Genomic DNA, 15,625 nt, shown 5'->3' on the forward strand with positions numbered 1-15,625 from the left:
CGACACGGATGGATTTCGTTTCCCTGCTCGACCAGCACGCCCGCACCCAGCCCACCCACGCATGCCTGCGCGCCGCAGGCCGCGCCTGGACCTACGCCGAGTTCGCCGACCTCTCGCGCCGCGCCGCCACCGTGCTGCGCGACCAGGGCGTGGGCCCTGGCGACAAGGTCGCGCTGCTGTGCTTCAACACGGTCGGTTTCGTCGCCGCGATGTTCGGCGCCTGGCGCCTCGGCGCGGCCGTGGTGCCGGTCAACCACAAGCTACAGGCGCCGGAGATCGACCACGTGCTGGCCCACGCGGGCGTGCGCCTGTGCGTGGCCGACGGCACGCTCGCCACGCAGGTCGCCGCGCGCATCACGCACCGCTGCGACTGGCTCGCGACCGACAGCGCCGCCGACGGCCTGCCGATGTTCGACGACCTGATGGCGCAGGCCGCGCCGCTCGGCGATGAGGCCCCGGCGCCCGGCACCGACACGCTGGCCCAGGTGCTCTACACCTCGGGCACCACGGGCAAGCCCAAGGGCTGCCTGCACAGCCACCGCAACGTGTTCATGGCGGCGGTGTGCACGGCGGCGGGCATGTCGCTCACGCGCAATGAGCGCACGCTGGTCGCGATGCCCGTGTGGCATTCGTCGCCGCTCAACAACTGGCTGCTGGGCACGCTGCTCATGGGCGGCACCGTCGTGCTGCTGCGCGAGTACGCGCCCAAGGCCTTTCTCGACACACTGGCCGAAGAACGCATCACCTTCACCTTCGGCGCGCCCATCGCCTTCCTGGCGCCGCTGTCGGTGGTGCCCGATGTGGCGCGCTACGACTTCAGCGCGATGCGCCTGTGGGCCTACGGCGGCGGCCCGCTCGGTGCCGACATGGCGCGCAAGCTGGCCGACAGCTACCGCAGCGACCGCTTCGTGCAGGTCTACGGCATGACGGAGTCGGGCCCGCTGGGCACCGTGCTCTACCCGGAAGACGCGATCGCGAAGGCCGGCTCGATCGGCCGTGCGGGCGTGCCCGGCGTGGCGATCGAGGTGCGCCACGCCGACGGCCGGCGCTGCGGCGCGGGCGAGGTCGGCGAAATCCACCTGCGCTCGCCGGCCGCAATGCAGGGCTACCTCGACAACCCGCAGGCGAGCGCCGAGGCCTTCGATGCGCAGGGCTGGTACCGCACGGGCGACCTCGCGCGGGTGGACGAAGACGGCTTCCTGTTCATCGTCGACCGGCTGCGCGACATGATCATCACCGGCGGCGAGAACGTCTACTCGAAGGAAGTGGAAGACGCGCTGGGCGCCCACCCTGACGTGCAGGATGTGGCCATCATCGGCCGCCCGCACCCCGCGTGGGGCGAGACCGTGACGGCGGTGCTGGTGGCGCGTGGCGGCCGAGCACTCGAAGCGCGCGAGCTGGTGCGTTTTCTCGAGGCCCGGCTGGCGCGCTACAAGATTCCGCGCATCTTCGAAGTGCGCGAGAGCCTGCCGCGCACGGCGACGGGCAAGCTGCTGAAGCACCTGCTGCGCGACGCGGCCTGAGCACGGGCCCCGAAACAATCAGCGCCGCAGCAACGCCTGCCGCAGCAACCGCGACGCCCGGTTCCGAATCCGCCCCTGCATCTCGCGCATGCTCGTGCGCGGCGCCACACGGGCGGTGGCGCAGGCCCACAGGAAGTCGTGCAGGATGGGCGTGTCGTCCACCGTCTCGGTGCTGCCGTACTTGTGGAACTCCGGGTGCCACTGGGTCGCCGCAATATAGCCGCGGCCTTTCTCGGGCCGGCGGCGGATGGCTTCGGGCACGCGGTCGGGCAGGCTCCAGGCCTCCACCTCGAAACCCGGCGCGAGCCCCTTGATGCCCTGGTGGTGGATGCTGTTGACGCGCGCCGTGCGCACCTCGGGAAACAGCTTCGACAGGCGCGTGCCCTGCACGATCTCGATCTGGTGGAAGTTCTGGTCGTAGGTCACCGGGTCGCGGTGGCGCACCGTCTCGGGGTGGCCGTGCTGCGCCTCGATGTCCTGGTACAGCGAGCCGCCGAAGGCCACGTTGATCAGCTGCAGCCCGCGGCACACGCCGAAGATCGGCTTGCCGGCCTGCTCGAAGGCTTCGACCAGCGCCAGGTCGTACAGGTCGCGGATCTGGTCGCCGATCCATGCGTCTTTGAGGGGCTCTTCGCCGTAGCTGCCGGGCCAGACATCGGCGCCGCCATGCATCACCACGCCGTCGAGCCATTCGGCGTAGTGCGACAGCTTGGTGTCGCCGCGCGCCGTTTCGCCCGTGGGGCAGGGCACCATCACCACCATCGCACCGGCCGACATGAGCCAGTGCGCAATCGACTGTTCGACGTACTGCAGCGTCTTGTTCGTGAAGAGCGAGCGGGCCGGGTCGGCGTGCGAGAAGCAGGCGGACAAGCCGATCTTGAGTCGGGCGGCGACAGGCTGAGACATCTCGATGGGTTCCCTGTGGACAAAGTTCATTGTGCGCCCATCGAACTTCGGTCGTGTGTCAGCCGAACCCCCGAAGTATGCTGTGCGGCGCATCAGGAGACACGCATGAAGACGATCAAGGGGCCGGGCATTTTCCTGGCCCAGTTCGCGGGCGACACGGCCCCGTTCCACTCGCTCGACGCCATCGCCGGATGGGCCGCGGGCCTCGGCTACAAGGGCGTGCAGATTCCCAGCTGGGACACGCGCCTCATCGACCTGAAGCGCGCCGCCGAGAGCAAGACCTACTGCGACGAGATCAAGGGCACGCTTGCGGGCCACGGCCTGGAGATCACCGAGCTCTCGACCCACCTGCAGGGCCAGCTGGTCGCGGTGCACCCGGCCTACGACGCGGGCTTCGACGGCTTTGCGGCGCCCGAGGTGCGCGGCAACCCCGTGGCGCGCCAGCAGTGGGCGGTGCAGCAGCTGCACCATGCGGCCACCGCCTCGGCCAACCTCGGGCTCACGGCGCACGCGACCTTCTCGGGCGCGCTGGCCTGGCCGTATCTTTATTCGTGGCCGCCGCGCCCGCCGGGCCTCATCGAGGAAGCCTTCGACGAACTGGCGCGCCGCTGGCGCCCGATCCTCGATGCCTTCGATGCGGTGGGCGTCGACGTGGGCTACGAAATCCATCCGGGCGAAGACCTGCACGACGGCGTGAGCTACGAGATGTTCCTGGAGCGCGTAGGCAACCATCCGCGTGCCTGCCTGCTCTACGACCCGAGCCACTTCGTGCTGCAGCAGCTCGACTACCTGGCCTACATCGACCACTACCACGAGCGCATCAAGCTCTTCCACGTGAAGGACGCCGAGTTCAACCCGACCGGCAAGCAGGGCGTGTACGGCGGCTTCCAGAGCTGGATCAACCGCGCCGGGCGCTTCCGCTCGCTGGGCGACGGGCAGGTCGACTTCAAGGCCATCTTCTCGAAGATGGCGCAGTACGACTTTCCGGGATGGGCGGTGCTCGAATGGGAGTGCTGCATCAAGCACCCGGAAGACGGCGCGCGCGAAGGCGCGAGCTTCATTCGCGATCACATCATCCGCGTGGCCGACCGTGCCTTCGACGACTTCGCGGCGGGCGGCGCGGACGTGGCGGCGAACCGGCGGATGCTGGGGATCTAGCTCGTCGCGCGGATCGCGTCGTCCAGGATCTCGAGGCCGCGGTCGATCTCCGCGTCCGTCACATTCAGCGGCGGCGCGATGCGCCACACGGCCGCCATGCCACCGACGGCCACGATGTTCATGCTCAGGCCGCGCGCCATGCAGGCGTCGGTGATGGCCCGGCCGCGCTCGGCGTCGGGCGCGCGGGTCTCGCGGTCTTTCACCAGTTCCACGCCCTGCAGCAGGCCGTGGCCGCGCACGTCGCCGATCACCTCGTGCCGCGCCTTCAGCGTGGCCAGGCCCCGGCTCAGGCGCTCGCCCATGGCGGCGGCGCGCTGGTTGAGCCCTTCTTCTTCAAGCACGTCGAGCACCGCCAGCCCGACCTCGGCCGGCAGTGGGTCGGACACGTGCGAGGTGACGTGCACGAAGCCCTTCTCGTGGCAATCCTGTTCGATGGCGTCGCTCGTGACCACGGCGCCGATCGCCAGGCCGCCGCCCAGCGTCTTCGAGACGGTGAGAAAGTCGGGCACCACGCCAACTTGCTCGAACGCGAAGTTGCTGCCCAGGCGCCCGAAAGCGGTCTGCGCTTCGTCGAGGATCAGCAGCATGCCGCGCTCGCGGCACTTGGCCTGCAGCTTCGGAAAGTAGCCGGCGGGCGGCACGATCACGCCGGCCGAACTCATCACCGGCTCGGCGATGAAGGCCGCGAGCGAGCCGCTGGACTGCGCATCGACCATGTCGAAGCCGACGTCGAGGCAGGTGGTGTCGCAGGCATCGCGGCAATGGCGGATGGGGCAGCGGTAGCAGTGCGGCGCGGGAATCGACATGGTGCCGGGCTTGCGCGGCCCGTAGTCCACGTGGTGCCGGCCCGCGAAGGTGAGCGCGGCCATGCCGCCGTTCACGCCGTGCCAGCCGCCGTTCAGGCCCACGATCTCGTAGCGGCCGGTGGTCACGCGGGCCATGCGCGCGGCGGCCTCGTTGGCCTCGCCGCCGGTCGACAAAAACAGCGATTTCGACAGCGACGGCGGCAGCATCGCCGCCAGCCGCCCGGCCAGCGCCGGCACGGCCGGCCCGACGAAGCCGCTGTACAGGTGCAGCGCGCCCTCGCAGGCCTTCTCGATCGCCGCGACGATGCGTGGGTGGTTGTGGCCGATGGTGGCGCACATCTGGCCCGAGGTGAAGTCGAGGATCTCGCGCCCGTGCTGGTCCCACAGCGTGGCGCCGCGCGCCTTGACGATGACATGCGGGCTCAGCCCCATGCCGTAGCGCACGAGGTGCTTGCTGACCACGGGGTCGTAGGTTGCGCCTTCGGCCATCGGATGCTCCTTGTTCGTCGGGGGAGCCCCAGCGTAGCCATCGGCCGCGAAATCGGCTGTCGTTGTGAGGGCCTCAAACCGAAGCCGATTGCCGCCGCGTTGCGCCACACTGGCGGCACCATGAAAACCGGCACCCTCGATCGCATCGACCAGTGCATCCTGGCCGAACTGCAAGCCGATGCGGGCCTGCAGAACCAGACGCTGGCCGAGCGCGTGAACCTCTCGCCCTCGGCCTGCCTGAAGCGCGTGCAGCGGCTGCGGCGCGCGGGCGTGATCCGCGAAGAGGTCGCCATCCTCGACGCTGCGCGCGTGGGCTTTCCGGTGCTGGTGATCTCGCGCGTGTCGCTGCGCAGCACCACGCGCGAGGCGATCCAGGCCTTCGAGCGCAAGGTGCATGCGCTGCCGCAGGTGCTGCAGTGCCACTGCGTGGCCGGCGAGACCGACTTCGTGCTCGTGATCTGCGCGCGTTCGCTGCCCGCCTACCAGGCCTTCGCGCAGGAACAGCTGGGCGACGCGCTGGAGCTGGAGAACTACTCGAGCGACATCGTGCTGTCGACCACCAAGTTCACGACCCGGCTGCCGCTGGACAGCGCCTGAGCCTGCGCCCTACAGCAGGCGCACCAGCCGCCGGATGGCGCCGTCGATCTGCGACTCGGCGATCAGGCCGTAGCCGAAGGCCAGGCCGTTGGGCGCGTCGGGCGCCTGCGGATCGAGCGCGAAGCGCGACAGCGGCGGCAAGGTGATGCCGGCCGCCGCGGCACGTTCGACCACCACATGGTCGCGCGCGCCGCCGTGCAGCCAGGCCGACAGGTGCAGGCCGGCATCGGACGGGATCGCCTCGAGCCGGCCCACGCCGTGGCGCGCCAGCGCGTCGAGCAGGGCGCTGCGTCGCGCACCGTACAGCTTGCGCATCCGGCGGATGTGGCGCGCCAGGTGCCCTTCGGCGATGAAGGCCGCGAGCGCTTCCTGCCCGAGCACCGGGCCGTGCCAGTCGGCCAGCTCGCGCGCCCGCACCAGCGCCGCGCGGGCCCAGGGCGGCGCCACCACGAAGCCCAGGCGCAGCGCGGGAAACAGGCTCTTGGAAAAGGTGCCGACGTAGAACACCGAGCCGGCGCGGTCGAGCGTCTGCAGCGCGTCGAGCGGGCGGCCGGCAAAACGGAACTCGCTGTCGTAGTCGTCCTCGATGAGCACGGCGTTGCGCGCCCGCGCAAAGGCGAGCAGGGCGGCACGCCGCGGCGGCGACATCGCCACGCCGGTGGGGAACTGGTGCGAGGGCGTGACGCAGACCACGCGCGCCTCGGGCGGGATGCGGTCCACGCACAGGCCTTCGTCGTCGGTCGGCACCGTGACCACCTTCGCGCCGGCCGCCAGCATGGCCTCGCGCAGCGAGGGATAGAACAACTGCTCGACCGCCACCACCGTGCGCCCCGGCACGACGAGGATGCGCGCGAGCAGCCCGAAGGCCTGCTGCGCGCCGGCCGTGACCACGATGTCGTCGGCGGTGCAGCCGACCGCGCGCGTGAACGACACGTGCGCCGCAATCGCCTCGCGCAAGGCGCCCTGGCCCTGCGGGTCGGCGTAGTCGGCGGTCTGGCGCGCCACGCGGCGCAGCGCGCGGTCGGACAGGCGGCGCCAGATGTCGAACGGAAAGGCGCCGACGTCGGGCAGGCCGACGCGGAAGTCGTCGCGCGCGGCCCGCGGCTGCAGCGTGGGGGCGAGGTCGGCGCCGGGCACGTTCAGCGGCACCAGCCGCGGATCGCGCCGGGGCGCGGTGCCTGCCTCTTTCGGCGCGGCCCGGCCGCGTCGCAATGCGGGCAGCGTGTCGGCCACGTAGGTGCCGGACCCCGGACGCGCCAGCAGGTAGCCCTCGCTCAGCAGCAGGTCGTAGGCCGCCAGCATGGTGTTGCGCGACACGCCCAGCCGCTGCGCCAGTGCGCGCGTGGCGGGCAGGCGCGCGCCGGGCTGCAGCCGGCCGTCCAGGATGGCGTCGCGCAACTGGCGGTGCAGCGCGCGCAGCAGGTCGCGCGAACCGGCGGCCGGCAGGCGCAGGGCAAGCTCGAAAAGTGGCTCCATGATCTTTGCCGATTGTGGTTCTTTTGAAGAGCCGCCTGCAAACCTATTCTGAAGGCCTTGGAACACCTACCCCTGGAGTCCTTCACCATGCACACCGCTCCTGAAACCTCACAGCAGCAGCAACCGCCGGCCGAACGCCTGCCGCTGGGCCTGGCCTGGCTCGCGCTGGGCGCCTTCGCCATCGGCACCGAAAGCTTCATGGTCGCCGGCCTGCTGCCGGTGCTGGCGGCCGACCTGCAGGTCAGCGCCGCGCGGGCCGGCCAGCTGGTGCTGCTGTTCGCGCTGAGCTATGCGATCGGCTCGCCGCTGATGGCCGCGCTGCTCGCGCGCTTCGGGCGCCGCCCGCTGCTGATCGCCAGCCTCGCGACGTTCGCGGGCCTGACGGCGGCGGCCTCGATGGCGCACGGCTTCGCGCAGCTGGCCCTGGCGCGCGTCGCGCTCGGGCTGGTGGCGGGCGTGTTCCTGCCGACGGCCAGCGCGGTGGCAGCGGCGATGGTGTCGCCCGCGCTGCGCGGCCGGGCGCTGGCCATCGTGACCGGCGGCGGCACCGTGGCGGTGGCACTCGGCGTGCCGCTGGGCGCGTGGATCGCGGGCTGGGGCGGCTGGCGCACGGCCTACCTGCTGATCGCCGCGGTGGCGGCGTTGGCCGCCTGGGGTCTGTTCGTGGGGCTGCCGCGCACGCTGGTGCAGGCACCCGCTGACGCGGCCCCGCGCACCTCGGCCTTCGCCGTGGCGCGCGAACCCGGCGTGCTTGCGGCGCTGCTGGCCACGCTGCTGTGGGCCACGGGCGGCTTCAGCTTCTACACCTACATCGCGCTGTTCCTCGGGCACACGCTGGGCTTCGGGGCCGACGGCGCGAGCGCGGTGTTCTTCGCGATCGGCGTGGCCGCAGCGCTGGGCACAGCGACCGGCGGCTGGGCCACCGACCGCTTCGGCGCCGACCGCATGGCGCGGGGCTTCGCGCTGGCCCTGGTGGTGATCATGGGCGGGCTCTCGTTCACCGCGCAGATGCTGCCGCGCGGGCTGGCGCTGCCGCTGATCGTGGGCCTCTCGGCGCTGTGGGGCTTCGCCGGCTGGGGCTTCGGGCCGGCGCAGGCGGTGCGGCTGATCCGGCTGGCGCCCGATCGTGCGCCGATGACGCTGTCGCTCAACGCCTCGGCGGTCTACCTGGGCATCGCGGCAGGCTCGGGGCTGGGCGGCGCGACGATCGCGTGGGTCGGCGTGAGCGCGGTGGGTTGGGTGGGTGCCGCCGCCCAGCTGGCGGGGCTGGTGCTGCTGTGGCGCGCCGCGCGGCGGGCCCGGTCGGCGGCGCTGCCGGCCTCGGCGGCATCGGCCTGTGCCTGACCTTGCGATGCGTTGCTATATTTTTAATAGCTACCATCCCAAGATGGACGGCCCTTCGGGGCCTTTTTCATGCAGACGTTGTTTTTAAGACAAGCAACTGTCATGCCCTGCAAGCTATAATGTCGGGTTCGTTTCGATACCACGACGAAGAATTTCGTCACTCCCGCCGGCTGACCTGCACTGTCCTTGGATTCTTCAGGCCTCTCATTTTCAAGCCGGCTTCACAGTGTGTTGGAGCGCCAGACCGGGCGCCCATGATTGCCACCACTGCCTTCGTTCCTGTTGAAGCGAATTGCGCATCCCCCGCGCCGTTGCGGCCGGTCCGCGTCCGTTTTCAATTATTTTTCAGGCTCTTCGCGCGCTGTCTCTGCGCGTGGCGCCAAGGCTTCATGGACATCATTCAACACAGTATCGCGGTGGGCAAGTACCTTGTTTCCCCGCTCATTCGACACCAGGACGACGGCGGCTATGCCGCCTCCGTCTCGATCCGCTCCGGCCACGGCAGCGGCATGCACGACCGCGTGATGCGCTTCACGCCGCGCTTTGCCAGCCACGCCGCGGCGCTCGGCTACGCCATCGAACAAGGCCTGGGCTGGGTGCGCGAACGCGCACCGGTGGCCCCTCTCGCACTTCCGTGCGCGGCCTGAAACAATCACGCCCCATTCCATCTCCAACACACATCGAACGATTCAGAGGTAATCACTTATGCCCAAGGAAGAACTGATCGAAATGAACGGCGCAGTGACCGAAGTCCTGCCCGACTCGCGCTACCGCGTCACGCTCGACAACGGTCACCAGCTGATCGCCTACAGCGGCGGCAAGATGCGCAAGCACCACATCCGCATCCTGGCCGGCGACAAGGTGTCGCTCGAGCTCTCGCCCTACGACCTGACGAAGGGCCGCATCACGTTCCGTCACCTGGAACGCCGCGGCCCCCCGCCGACCAACTCGGGCAACAACTCGCCCCGCCGCTGAGCGACGCCCGGCCGGCCTTGCAGAGCGCCCTCCCGGAGGGGGCCCTGCAAGGCCTTTGTCTTTTCCGGGCCGTCACTTTTTTGCTCCTCCGTCTTCCTGTCTGTATGTCTCCGGCTGCCGAACGATGAACACCACCACCTCCCCAGCCGGCGGCCTCCCCGCCGAACCCCACGGCTTTGCCACGCTGGCGCTTTCGCCCCAGATGCTGGCCAACCTCACCCAGCTCGGCTACACGCAGATGACGGCCATCCAGGCCGCCGCACTGCCGCTGGCCTTGCTCGGCAAGGACCTGATCGCACAGGCCAAGACCGGCAGCGGCAAGACCGCCGCCTTTGCGCTGGCGCTGCTGTCCAACCTGAACCCGCGCCGCTTCGCCATCCAGGCGATGGTGCTGTGCCCGACGCGCGAGCTGGCCGACCAGGTCACGACCGAAATCCGCCGCCTGGCGCGCGCCGAAGAAAACATCAAGGTGGTCACGCTCTGCGGCGGCGTCGCGCTGCGCGGGCAGATCGCCAGCCTGGAGCACGGCGCGCACATCGTCGTGGGCACGCCGGGCCGCATCATGGACCACCTGGAGCGCGGCAACCTCGACCTGTCGGCGATGAACACGCTGGTGCTCGACGAGGCCGACCGCATGCTCGACATGGGTTTCTTCGACGACATCGTGACGGTGGCGCGCCAGTGCCCCAAGGAACGCCAGACGCTGCTGTTCTCGGCCACCTACCCCGAAGGCATCGCCAAGCTCGCGCAGCAGTTCATGAAGAACCCCGAGCAGATCACGGTGCAGGCCCAGCATGAAGGCAGCAAGATCCGCCAGCGCTGGTACCAGGTGAAGGACAGCGAGCGGCTGCACACCGTGAGCCTGCTGCTCGACCATTTCCGCCCCGTGAGCACGCTGGCCTTCTGCAACACCAAGCAGCAGTGCCGCGACCTCGTCGAGGTGCTGCAGGCGCAGGGCTTCAGCGCGATGGCGCTGTTCGGCGAGCTGGAGCAGCGCGAGCGCGACCAGGTGCTGGTGCAGTTCGCCAACCGCAGCTGCTCGGTGCTCGTGGCCACCGACGTGGCGGCGCGCGGGCTGGACATTTCGCACCTCGAAGCCGTGATCAACGTCGACGTGACGCCCGACTCCGAAATCCACATCCACCGCGTGGGCCGCACCGGCCGCGTGGGCCAGCAGGGCGGCTCGGAAGGCCTGGCGCTGAACCTGGCCAGCATGAACGAGATGGGCTTCGTCGGAAAGATCGAGCAGCTGCAGGGCCGCGAATCCGAATGGCACAACCTGGCCGAGCTCACGCCCGCCCCCGGCGCGCCGCTCACGCCGCCGATGGCCACGCTGCAGATCGTCGGCGGGCGCAAGGAAAAGATCCGCGCCGGCGACGTGCTGGGCGCACTGACGGGCGACTGCGGCTATGCCAAGGAGCAGGTCGGCAAGATCAACGTCAACGAGTACTCGACCTATGTTGCGGTGGACCGCAGCATTGCCGAAGAAGCCGCACGCAAGCTCGACAACGGGCGTGTGAAAGGCAAGAGCGTCAGGGTCCGCCTGCTGACACCGCAGTCGACCTGACATCCGTCCCCTGGCCCGCCGTTTCGCCTCTTGGCATGTGAAATCTGCCGATGTGGCCTAATTGAGGGTCGAACATCTTTTTTATCCGAGCTTTCCATGCCCAAGAAAATCCGTACCGAAGCCGACCGTCTTGCCAGCCCGAAGCCGACCCCCATGCCCGGCTACACCGCGCCTCGCACCGGTGGCGGCCAGAAGGTCAGCCTGGAACGCGGCACCGCCACGCGCAGCAAGAAGAACCCGGGCAAGCGCCCCACCAAGGGCGGCTGATCCAGCCCCCACGGCTCTTTCTTCGGAGCCACGACGAACGCGCCCCCGGGCGCGTTTTGTCATTGGGCCCGCTCAAAACAAGGCCGCCATGTCGGACGACAACCAGATCTACATTCCGCCCTCGTTCTTCGCGGTCTACAGCGACGCGCGCCAGCGCCTGCGCGAGCCGATCGACGTGGTGCGTGCGCGCTACGAGATCTGCGAAGACCTCGCCGGCCACCTCGTGGGCCACGCGCAGATCCAGCACCACACCGAGGTGCCGGTCGAAAGCGAGATCCTGCGGCGCATCCACGCCGGGCTCGCCACGCCGGAATCCGGCGTGTCGCCCGCCGAGGCCGAATGGATCGTGCAGCGGCTGGCCGAGTTGCTGGGCTGGCCCGGGCCCGAGCCCGTCGCAGCCGACGAGTAAGCAAACAGGGGCGCACGGTGCTGCTCAAGGTCGGCGAACTCGCGAAACACACCGGCCTCACGGTGCGCACGCTGCACCACTACGACGCCATCGGCCTGCTCACCCCCTCGGCGCGCTCGGACGCCGGCTACCGGCTCTACAACGCCGCCGACATCGGCCGGCTGCACGCCATCCAGGCGCTGCGGCTGCTGGGGCTGCCGCTGGCGGACATCGGCGGCCTGCTCGGCGCTGAAAGCGGCGCGCTGCCCACGGTCATCCGGCGCCAGATCGCCTCGCTCGACCAGCAGATCGCCCAGGCCACGGCGCTGCGCGAACGGCTGGGCCTGCTCGAGCAGCGGCTCGCCGAAGGCGCCCAGCCCGACATGAAGGACTGGCTCGCCACGCTGGAGCAGATGACCGCCTACGGCCGCTACTTCAGCCCCGCCGAGATCCAGTCGCTGATGGCCAACTGGCGCGCCGTGGCCGACCAGTGGCCGCCGCTCATCGCCGAGGTGGCCGCGCGGATGGCGCGCGGCGTGCCCGCCGATGCGCTCGAGCTGCAGCCGCTCGCCGCCCGCTGGATGACCTTGATGGGCCAGTGGATGGACGGCAACTTCGACCTCATCGTGCGCTGGGGCGAGATGTACCGGCGCGAGCCCGTGGCGCGGCGCGACGACGGACCGCCGGCCGAACTGATCGACTACATCGGCCAGGCCATCGCGGTGCGCATGGCCGCGCTGCTGCGCCACCTGGACACCGAAGACCTCGCACGCCTGGGCAAGCCGCCCGAAGACGAATGGCGCCGCCTGGGCGCGGAACTGGCCGCGCTGCAGGCCGGCGGCGTGCGCCCCGAAGACCCGGCCGTGCAGGCCGTCGCGCAGACATGGCTGCGGCTCTTCGAGGCGTTCACCGACCATGACCCGGTGCTCGCCGCCCGCCTGTCGGCGGCGATCGCTGCGGAGCCGGTGCTGCAAGCCGCCGCCGTGGTCGGCCCCGCGGTGCGCAGCTACCTGCTGCAGGCCATCGCCGTGCGGCAGCAAAAAAGGCCGGCACCCGGCTCGAAACCCGCTTGACCCTGACGTTGCGTGAGGCTCAACAGTCGGCCTCATGAACAACGCACACATCCCCCAACGGCTCCACGCGCTCGACAACCTCCGCGCCCTCATGATGTGGCTCGGCATCGTGCTGCACGTGGCGATCAACCACCTCACCGTCGCCTCGCCGCTGCCCTGGCGCGACCCGAAGACCTCGCCGGTCGCCGACCTGCTGCTGCTCTTCATCCACAGCTTTCGCATGCCGGTGTTCTTCGTGCTGGCGGGCTTCTTCGTCGCGCTGCTGGTCGAGCGGCGCGGGGCCGACGGCATGCTGAAGAACCGCAGCCTGCGGCTCGCGCTGCCCTTCGCGATCTTCTGGCCGCTGCTGTTCGTGGGGACCACGGTGCTGGCGATGGTCTACATCCACCTGAGCGTGCGCGGCGAGCCGGGCATCGACACCACGCTGACACCGGCGCGCCAACCCGGCGGTTCGCCCTTCAACACCATGCACCTGTGGTTCCTCTACCAGCTGTTTGGGTTCAGCGTGCTGGCCTGGGCCGGCGTACGGCTGCAGCGCTTCGTGCCAGTGCGACTGCGCGATGCCGTCGCGCGTGGCTTCGCGGTGCTCGCGGAACGCCGCTGGGGCTTCGTGGTGCTGGCGCTGCCGCCGGCGGTGACGGGCGCCTTCCATCCGTCCGGCTTCGTGATGGAGAGCGGCGCGTTCCTGCCTTCTTTCTCCGAGTGGGTGCAGAGCGGCCTGTTCTTCGTGTTCGGCTGGTATGTGCACCGCGACCAGGAGCGCCTGCTCGCGTGCTTCGCTGCGCGCTGCACCGGCCATGCGCTGGCCGGGTTGGTCTTCTTCGTTGCGACGCTCGCGCTGCTGGGCGCCATGCGCGGGCCCGGTGCGCACCGCCTGCCGCACCCCGAGTTCTGGATCGCCTTCGCCTACAACGCGACCTCGTGGCTCTGGAGCCTGGCACTGATCGGCGGCTTCGTGCGCTACCTGCCGCGTCAGAACGCGGTGCTGGCGTACCTCTCGGAAAGCTCGTACTGGGTGTATCTCGTGCACATGCTCGGCACCATCGGCTTCGGCATCCTGCTGTTCCACGCGCCCCTGGGTGCGCTCGCGAAGATGGGGCTCAACATCGCGGCCACCTCGCTCGTGGCGCTGGCGAGCTACCAGCTGCTGGTGCGCCACACCGTCATCGGCCGGCTGCTGAACGGTCAGCGCGCCGCAAACCGCTCCAGCAAAAAGTCGACAAAGGCGCGCGTCTTCGCCGCCAGGTGACGCGACGGGTACACGGCGTACACCGGCGTGCGGTCGGCCTCCCAGTCGTCGAGCGCGGCTTCGAGCCGGCCCGCGGCCAGCTCGTGCTCGACATAGATGCGCGGGATCAGGCTCAGGCCGAAGCCCGCGAGCACCGCGTCGCGCACCGCGATGCTGGAGCTGACCTTGTAGCGTCCGTCGATCGGCACGGCCACGCTGCGCCCGGCGCGGTTGAAGGTCCATTTGTTCGCGTGGCCCGACAGGGTGAACTGCACGCAGTTGTGGGCCTTCAGGTCTTCGGGCGCGGCGGGCCGGCCGGCGGTGGCGAAGTAGCCGGGCGCGCCGCACAGCACGTGCGTCATGGTCATGAGCTCGCGCGCAACGAGGCTCGAATCTTCCAGCCGGTCGCTGCCGCGGATCGCGAGGTCGTAGCCCTCGCCGATCAGGTCGGTGCGCGTGTCCTGCAGGTTCAGCTCGAGCCGCAGGTTCGGGTGGCGGTCCATGAAGGCGGGGATGTGCGGCGAGATGCAGGTCAGCGCAAAGGTCAGCGGTGCGCTCACGCGCAGCACGCCGCCCGGGCTCGCGCCCACGGGCGCCAGCGCAGCGTCGGCCTCGTCCAGGTCGTCGAGGATGCGCGCGAGCCGCTCCACGTAGGCCGCGCCGGCCTCGGTGAGGCTCATGCTGCGCGTGGTGCGGTTGATGAGCCGCACCTTCAGATGCGCCTCCAGCTCGGCGATGTTCTTGCTGACGGCCGCGGCCGACAGCCCCAGCTGCCGCGCGGCGCCGGCAAAGCTGCCCGCCGCGGCGGTGGTGCGGAAGACCTTGAGGGCGGTGAGATGGTCCATGGGTCGGCGCCCGATTGACGACTGGCAGTAAAGAATCAATTCATTATTCGGACATTCACAACCGTGGGTCAATTGAATAGATTCAGGCCATGACCTCCCGCACCACCGACGTCCTGCTCACCGCCATTGCGCCCGCGATCTGGGGCAGCACCTACATCGTGACCACCGAGCTGCTGCCGGCGAACTACCCGCTGACGGTGGCGCTGCTGCGCGCACTGCCGGCGGGCCTGCTGCTGATGCTCTTCGTGCGCCAGCTGCCGCCCCGGGCGTGGTGGGGGCGCATCTTCCTGCTGGGCGCGCTGAACTTCTCGGTGCTGTGGGCGATGCTGTTCCTGGCGGCCTACCGGCTGCCGGGCGGCGTGGCGGCCACCATCACCTCGGTGCAGCCGCTGTTCGTGGTGTTCCTGGCCGGCCTGCTGCTGGGCGCGCCGGTGCGTGCGCTGTCGGTGGCGGCGGCCGTCATCGGCATGGGCGGGGTGGCGCTGCTGGTGCTCACGCCGAACGCCGCGCTCGACGCGCTGGGCATCGCTGCGGCGCTCACGGCCGCCGTGTCGATGGCCTTCGGCACGGTGCTGAGCCGGCGCTGGCAGCCGCCGGTGTCGGCGCTGACCTTCACGGCCTGGCAGCTGACGGCGGGCGGCCTGCTGTTGCTGCCGGTGGCGCTGTGGCTGGAACCGCCGCTGCCCGCGCTCACGGCGATGAACTGGGTCGGCTTCGCCTGGCTCGGCCTGATCGGCGCCGCGCTCACCTACATCGTGTGGTTCCGCGGCGTGGCCCGGCTGGAGCCCTCGGCGATCGCACCGCTGGCCTTCCTGAGCCCGGTGACGGCGGTGATCCTGGGCTGGGCCTTGCTGGGCCAGAGCCTGTCGGGCTGGCAGATGGCGGGCATCGGCATCGTGATCGCGAGCATCTGGCTGAGCCAGCAGGCGCAGCGCGGTGCGCAGCCGGTGCCGGCGGTGCAGCCCGCACCCAGCCGCTGAAGG

Annotated in this window: 16 protein-coding genes; 12 read left to right on the forward strand and 4 right to left on the reverse strand. The window is 70.1% G+C overall.

The features are described from left to right. Window positions 1–8: 8 nt before the first annotated feature. Complete coding sequence (locus tag CLU95_RS14545; protein ID WP_099794167.1) at window positions 9–1,523, forward strand: class I adenylate-forming enzyme family protein; 1,515 nt, start codon at window positions 9–11, stop codon at window positions 1,521–1,523. Window positions 1,524–1,541: 18 nt separating this feature from the next. On the opposite strand, the gene CLU95_RS14550 is transcribed toward CLU95_RS14545, so the two are convergent. Then, window positions 1,542–2,429: a gamma-glutamyl-gamma-aminobutyrate hydrolase family protein gene (locus tag CLU95_RS14550; protein WP_099794168.1), complete on the reverse strand. Its 888-nt coding sequence runs from the start codon at window positions 2,427–2,429 to the stop codon at window positions 1,542–1,544. Between the two features lie 105 nt (window positions 2,430–2,534). Between CLU95_RS14550 and CLU95_RS14555 the strand changes: the two genes are divergently transcribed. Beyond that, entirely contained in the window at window positions 2,535–3,587 is a 1,053-nt protein-coding gene (locus tag CLU95_RS14555) for a sugar phosphate isomerase/epimerase family protein (protein WP_099794169.1), read from the forward strand. Here the strand turns inward: CLU95_RS14555 and CLU95_RS14560 are convergent. Further along, window positions 3,584–4,882, reverse strand: coding sequence for an aspartate aminotransferase family protein (locus CLU95_RS14560; protein ID WP_099794170.1), 1,299 nt, complete (start codon window positions 4,880–4,882; stop codon window positions 3,584–3,586). The two genes, CLU95_RS14555 and CLU95_RS14560, sit on opposite strands and share 4 nt — an antisense overlap. Before the next feature lie 120 nt (window positions 4,883–5,002). On the opposite strand from CLU95_RS14560, the gene CLU95_RS14565 reads away from it, so the two are divergent. Further along, entirely contained in the window at window positions 5,003–5,479 is a 477-nt protein-coding gene (locus CLU95_RS14565) for an Lrp/AsnC family transcriptional regulator (RefSeq protein ID WP_180288606.1), read from the forward strand. Between the two features lie 9 nt (window positions 5,480–5,488). Here the strand turns inward: CLU95_RS14565 and pdxR are convergent, their stop codons facing one another. Continuing rightward, window positions 5,489–6,955, reverse strand: coding sequence for a MocR-like pyridoxine biosynthesis transcription factor PdxR (gene pdxR, locus CLU95_RS14570; RefSeq protein WP_099794172.1), 1,467 nt, complete (start codon window positions 6,953–6,955; stop codon window positions 5,489–5,491). Between the two features lie 87 nt (window positions 6,956–7,042). Here pdxR and CLU95_RS14575 point away from each other — a divergent pair, with 87 nt between their 5' ends. The 8 genes from CLU95_RS14575 (at window position 7,043) to CLU95_RS14605 (ending at window position 13,818) form a co-directional block, all read left to right on the forward strand. Next, the gene (locus tag CLU95_RS14575) at window positions 7,043–8,299 is read left to right on the forward strand and encodes an MFS transporter (RefSeq protein WP_099794173.1); all 1,257 of its coding nucleotides are present in this window, start codon (window positions 7,043–7,045) and stop codon (window positions 8,297–8,299) included. A gap of 389 nt (window positions 8,300–8,688) precedes the next feature. Then, complete coding sequence (locus CLU95_RS14580; protein WP_099794174.1) at window positions 8,689–8,946, forward strand: hypothetical protein; 258 nt, start codon at window positions 8,689–8,691, stop codon at window positions 8,944–8,946. Window positions 8,947–9,004: 58 nt separating this feature from the next. Next, window positions 9,005–9,274 carry a translation initiation factor IF-1 gene (infA, locus tag CLU95_RS14585; RefSeq protein ID WP_099794175.1) on the forward strand — a complete coding sequence of 90 codons (270 nt, stop codon included), beginning with the start codon at window positions 9,005–9,007 and terminating at the stop codon, window positions 9,272–9,274. Between the two features lie 124 nt (window positions 9,275–9,398). Beyond that, on the forward strand, window positions 9,399–10,841 hold the full coding sequence (gene dbpA, locus CLU95_RS14590; protein WP_099794176.1) for an ATP-dependent RNA helicase DbpA: 1,443 nt from the start codon (window positions 9,399–9,401) through the stop codon (window positions 10,839–10,841). A gap of 96 nt (window positions 10,842–10,937) precedes the next feature. Then, a complete protein-coding gene (locus CLU95_RS30905) occupies window positions 10,938–11,108 on the forward strand; it encodes a hypothetical protein (RefSeq protein ID WP_180288607.1) in 171 nt (56 codons plus the stop codon). Between the two features lie 88 nt (window positions 11,109–11,196). Further along, window positions 11,197–11,517 carry a hypothetical protein gene (locus CLU95_RS14595; protein WP_099794177.1) on the forward strand — a complete coding sequence of 107 codons (321 nt, stop codon included), beginning with the start codon at window positions 11,197–11,199 and terminating at the stop codon, window positions 11,515–11,517. 17 nt (window positions 11,518–11,534) lie between these two features. Beyond that, the gene (locus CLU95_RS14600) at window positions 11,535–12,569 is read left to right on the forward strand and encodes a MerR family transcriptional regulator (protein ID WP_099794178.1); all 1,035 of its coding nucleotides are present in this window, start codon (window positions 11,535–11,537) and stop codon (window positions 12,567–12,569) included. 34 nt (window positions 12,570–12,603) lie between these two features. After that, entirely contained in the window at window positions 12,604–13,818 is a 1,215-nt protein-coding gene (locus tag CLU95_RS14605; protein ID WP_099794179.1) for an acyltransferase family protein, read from the forward strand. Here CLU95_RS14605 and CLU95_RS14610 read toward each other — a convergent pair. Next, window positions 13,755–14,642, reverse strand: coding sequence for a LysR family transcriptional regulator (locus CLU95_RS14610; RefSeq protein ID WP_099794180.1), 888 nt, complete (start codon window positions 14,640–14,642; stop codon window positions 13,755–13,757). The genes CLU95_RS14605 and CLU95_RS14610 overlap by 64 nt on opposite strands. An 89-nt stretch (window positions 14,643–14,731) precedes the next feature. On the opposite strand from CLU95_RS14610, the gene CLU95_RS14615 reads away from it, so the two are divergent. Next, the gene (locus CLU95_RS14615; RefSeq protein WP_099794181.1) at window positions 14,732–15,622 is read left to right on the forward strand and encodes an EamA family transporter; all 891 of its coding nucleotides are present in this window, start codon (window positions 14,732–14,734) and stop codon (window positions 15,620–15,622) included. Window positions 15,623–15,625: the final 3 nt, after the last annotated feature.

Origin of the sequence: Variovorax sp. 54 (assembly GCF_002754375.1) — a bacterium.
In the GTDB taxonomy this organism is placed as follows: domain Bacteria; phylum Pseudomonadota; class Gammaproteobacteria; order Burkholderiales; family Burkholderiaceae_C; genus Variovorax.

Excerpts from the sequence above, each read along its gene's own strand:
- CLU95_RS14545 (WP_099794167.1), top strand. The coding sequence starts at position 9 with ATGGATTTCGTTTCCCTGCTCGACCAGCACGCCCGCACCCAGCCCACC.
- CLU95_RS14550 (WP_099794168.1), bottom strand. The coding sequence starts at position 2,429 with ATGTCTCAGCCTGTCGCCGCCCGACTCAAGATCGGCTTGTCCGCCTGC.
- CLU95_RS14555 (WP_099794169.1), top strand. The coding sequence starts at position 2,535 with ATGAAGACGATCAAGGGGCCGGGCATTTTCCTGGCCCAGTTCGCGGGC.
- CLU95_RS14560 (WP_099794170.1), bottom strand. The coding sequence starts at position 4,882 with ATGGCCGAAGGCGCAACCTACGACCCCGTGGTCAGCAAGCACCTCGTG.
- CLU95_RS14565 (WP_180288606.1), top strand. The coding sequence starts at position 5,003 with ATGAAAACCGGCACCCTCGATCGCATCGACCAGTGCATCCTGGCCGAA.
- pdxR (WP_099794172.1), bottom strand. The coding sequence starts at position 6,955 with ATGGAGCCACTTTTCGAGCTTGCCCTGCGCCTGCCGGCCGCCGGTTCG.
- CLU95_RS14575 (WP_099794173.1), top strand. The coding sequence starts at position 7,043 with ATGCACACCGCTCCTGAAACCTCACAGCAGCAGCAACCGCCGGCCGAA.
- CLU95_RS14580 (WP_099794174.1), top strand. The coding sequence starts at position 8,689 with ATGGACATCATTCAACACAGTATCGCGGTGGGCAAGTACCTTGTTTCC.
- infA (WP_099794175.1), top strand. The coding sequence starts at position 9,005 with ATGCCCAAGGAAGAACTGATCGAAATGAACGGCGCAGTGACCGAAGTC.
- dbpA (WP_099794176.1), top strand. The coding sequence starts at position 9,399 with ATGAACACCACCACCTCCCCAGCCGGCGGCCTCCCCGCCGAACCCCAC.
- CLU95_RS30905 (WP_180288607.1), top strand. The coding sequence starts at position 10,938 with ATGCCCAAGAAAATCCGTACCGAAGCCGACCGTCTTGCCAGCCCGAAG.
- CLU95_RS14595 (WP_099794177.1), top strand. The coding sequence starts at position 11,197 with ATGTCGGACGACAACCAGATCTACATTCCGCCCTCGTTCTTCGCGGTC.
- CLU95_RS14605 (WP_099794179.1), top strand. The coding sequence starts at position 12,604 with ATGAACAACGCACACATCCCCCAACGGCTCCACGCGCTCGACAACCTC.
- CLU95_RS14610 (WP_099794180.1), bottom strand. The coding sequence starts at position 14,642 with ATGGACCATCTCACCGCCCTCAAGGTCTTCCGCACCACCGCCGCGGCG.
- CLU95_RS14615 (WP_099794181.1), top strand. The coding sequence starts at position 14,732 with ATGACCTCCCGCACCACCGACGTCCTGCTCACCGCCATTGCGCCCGCG.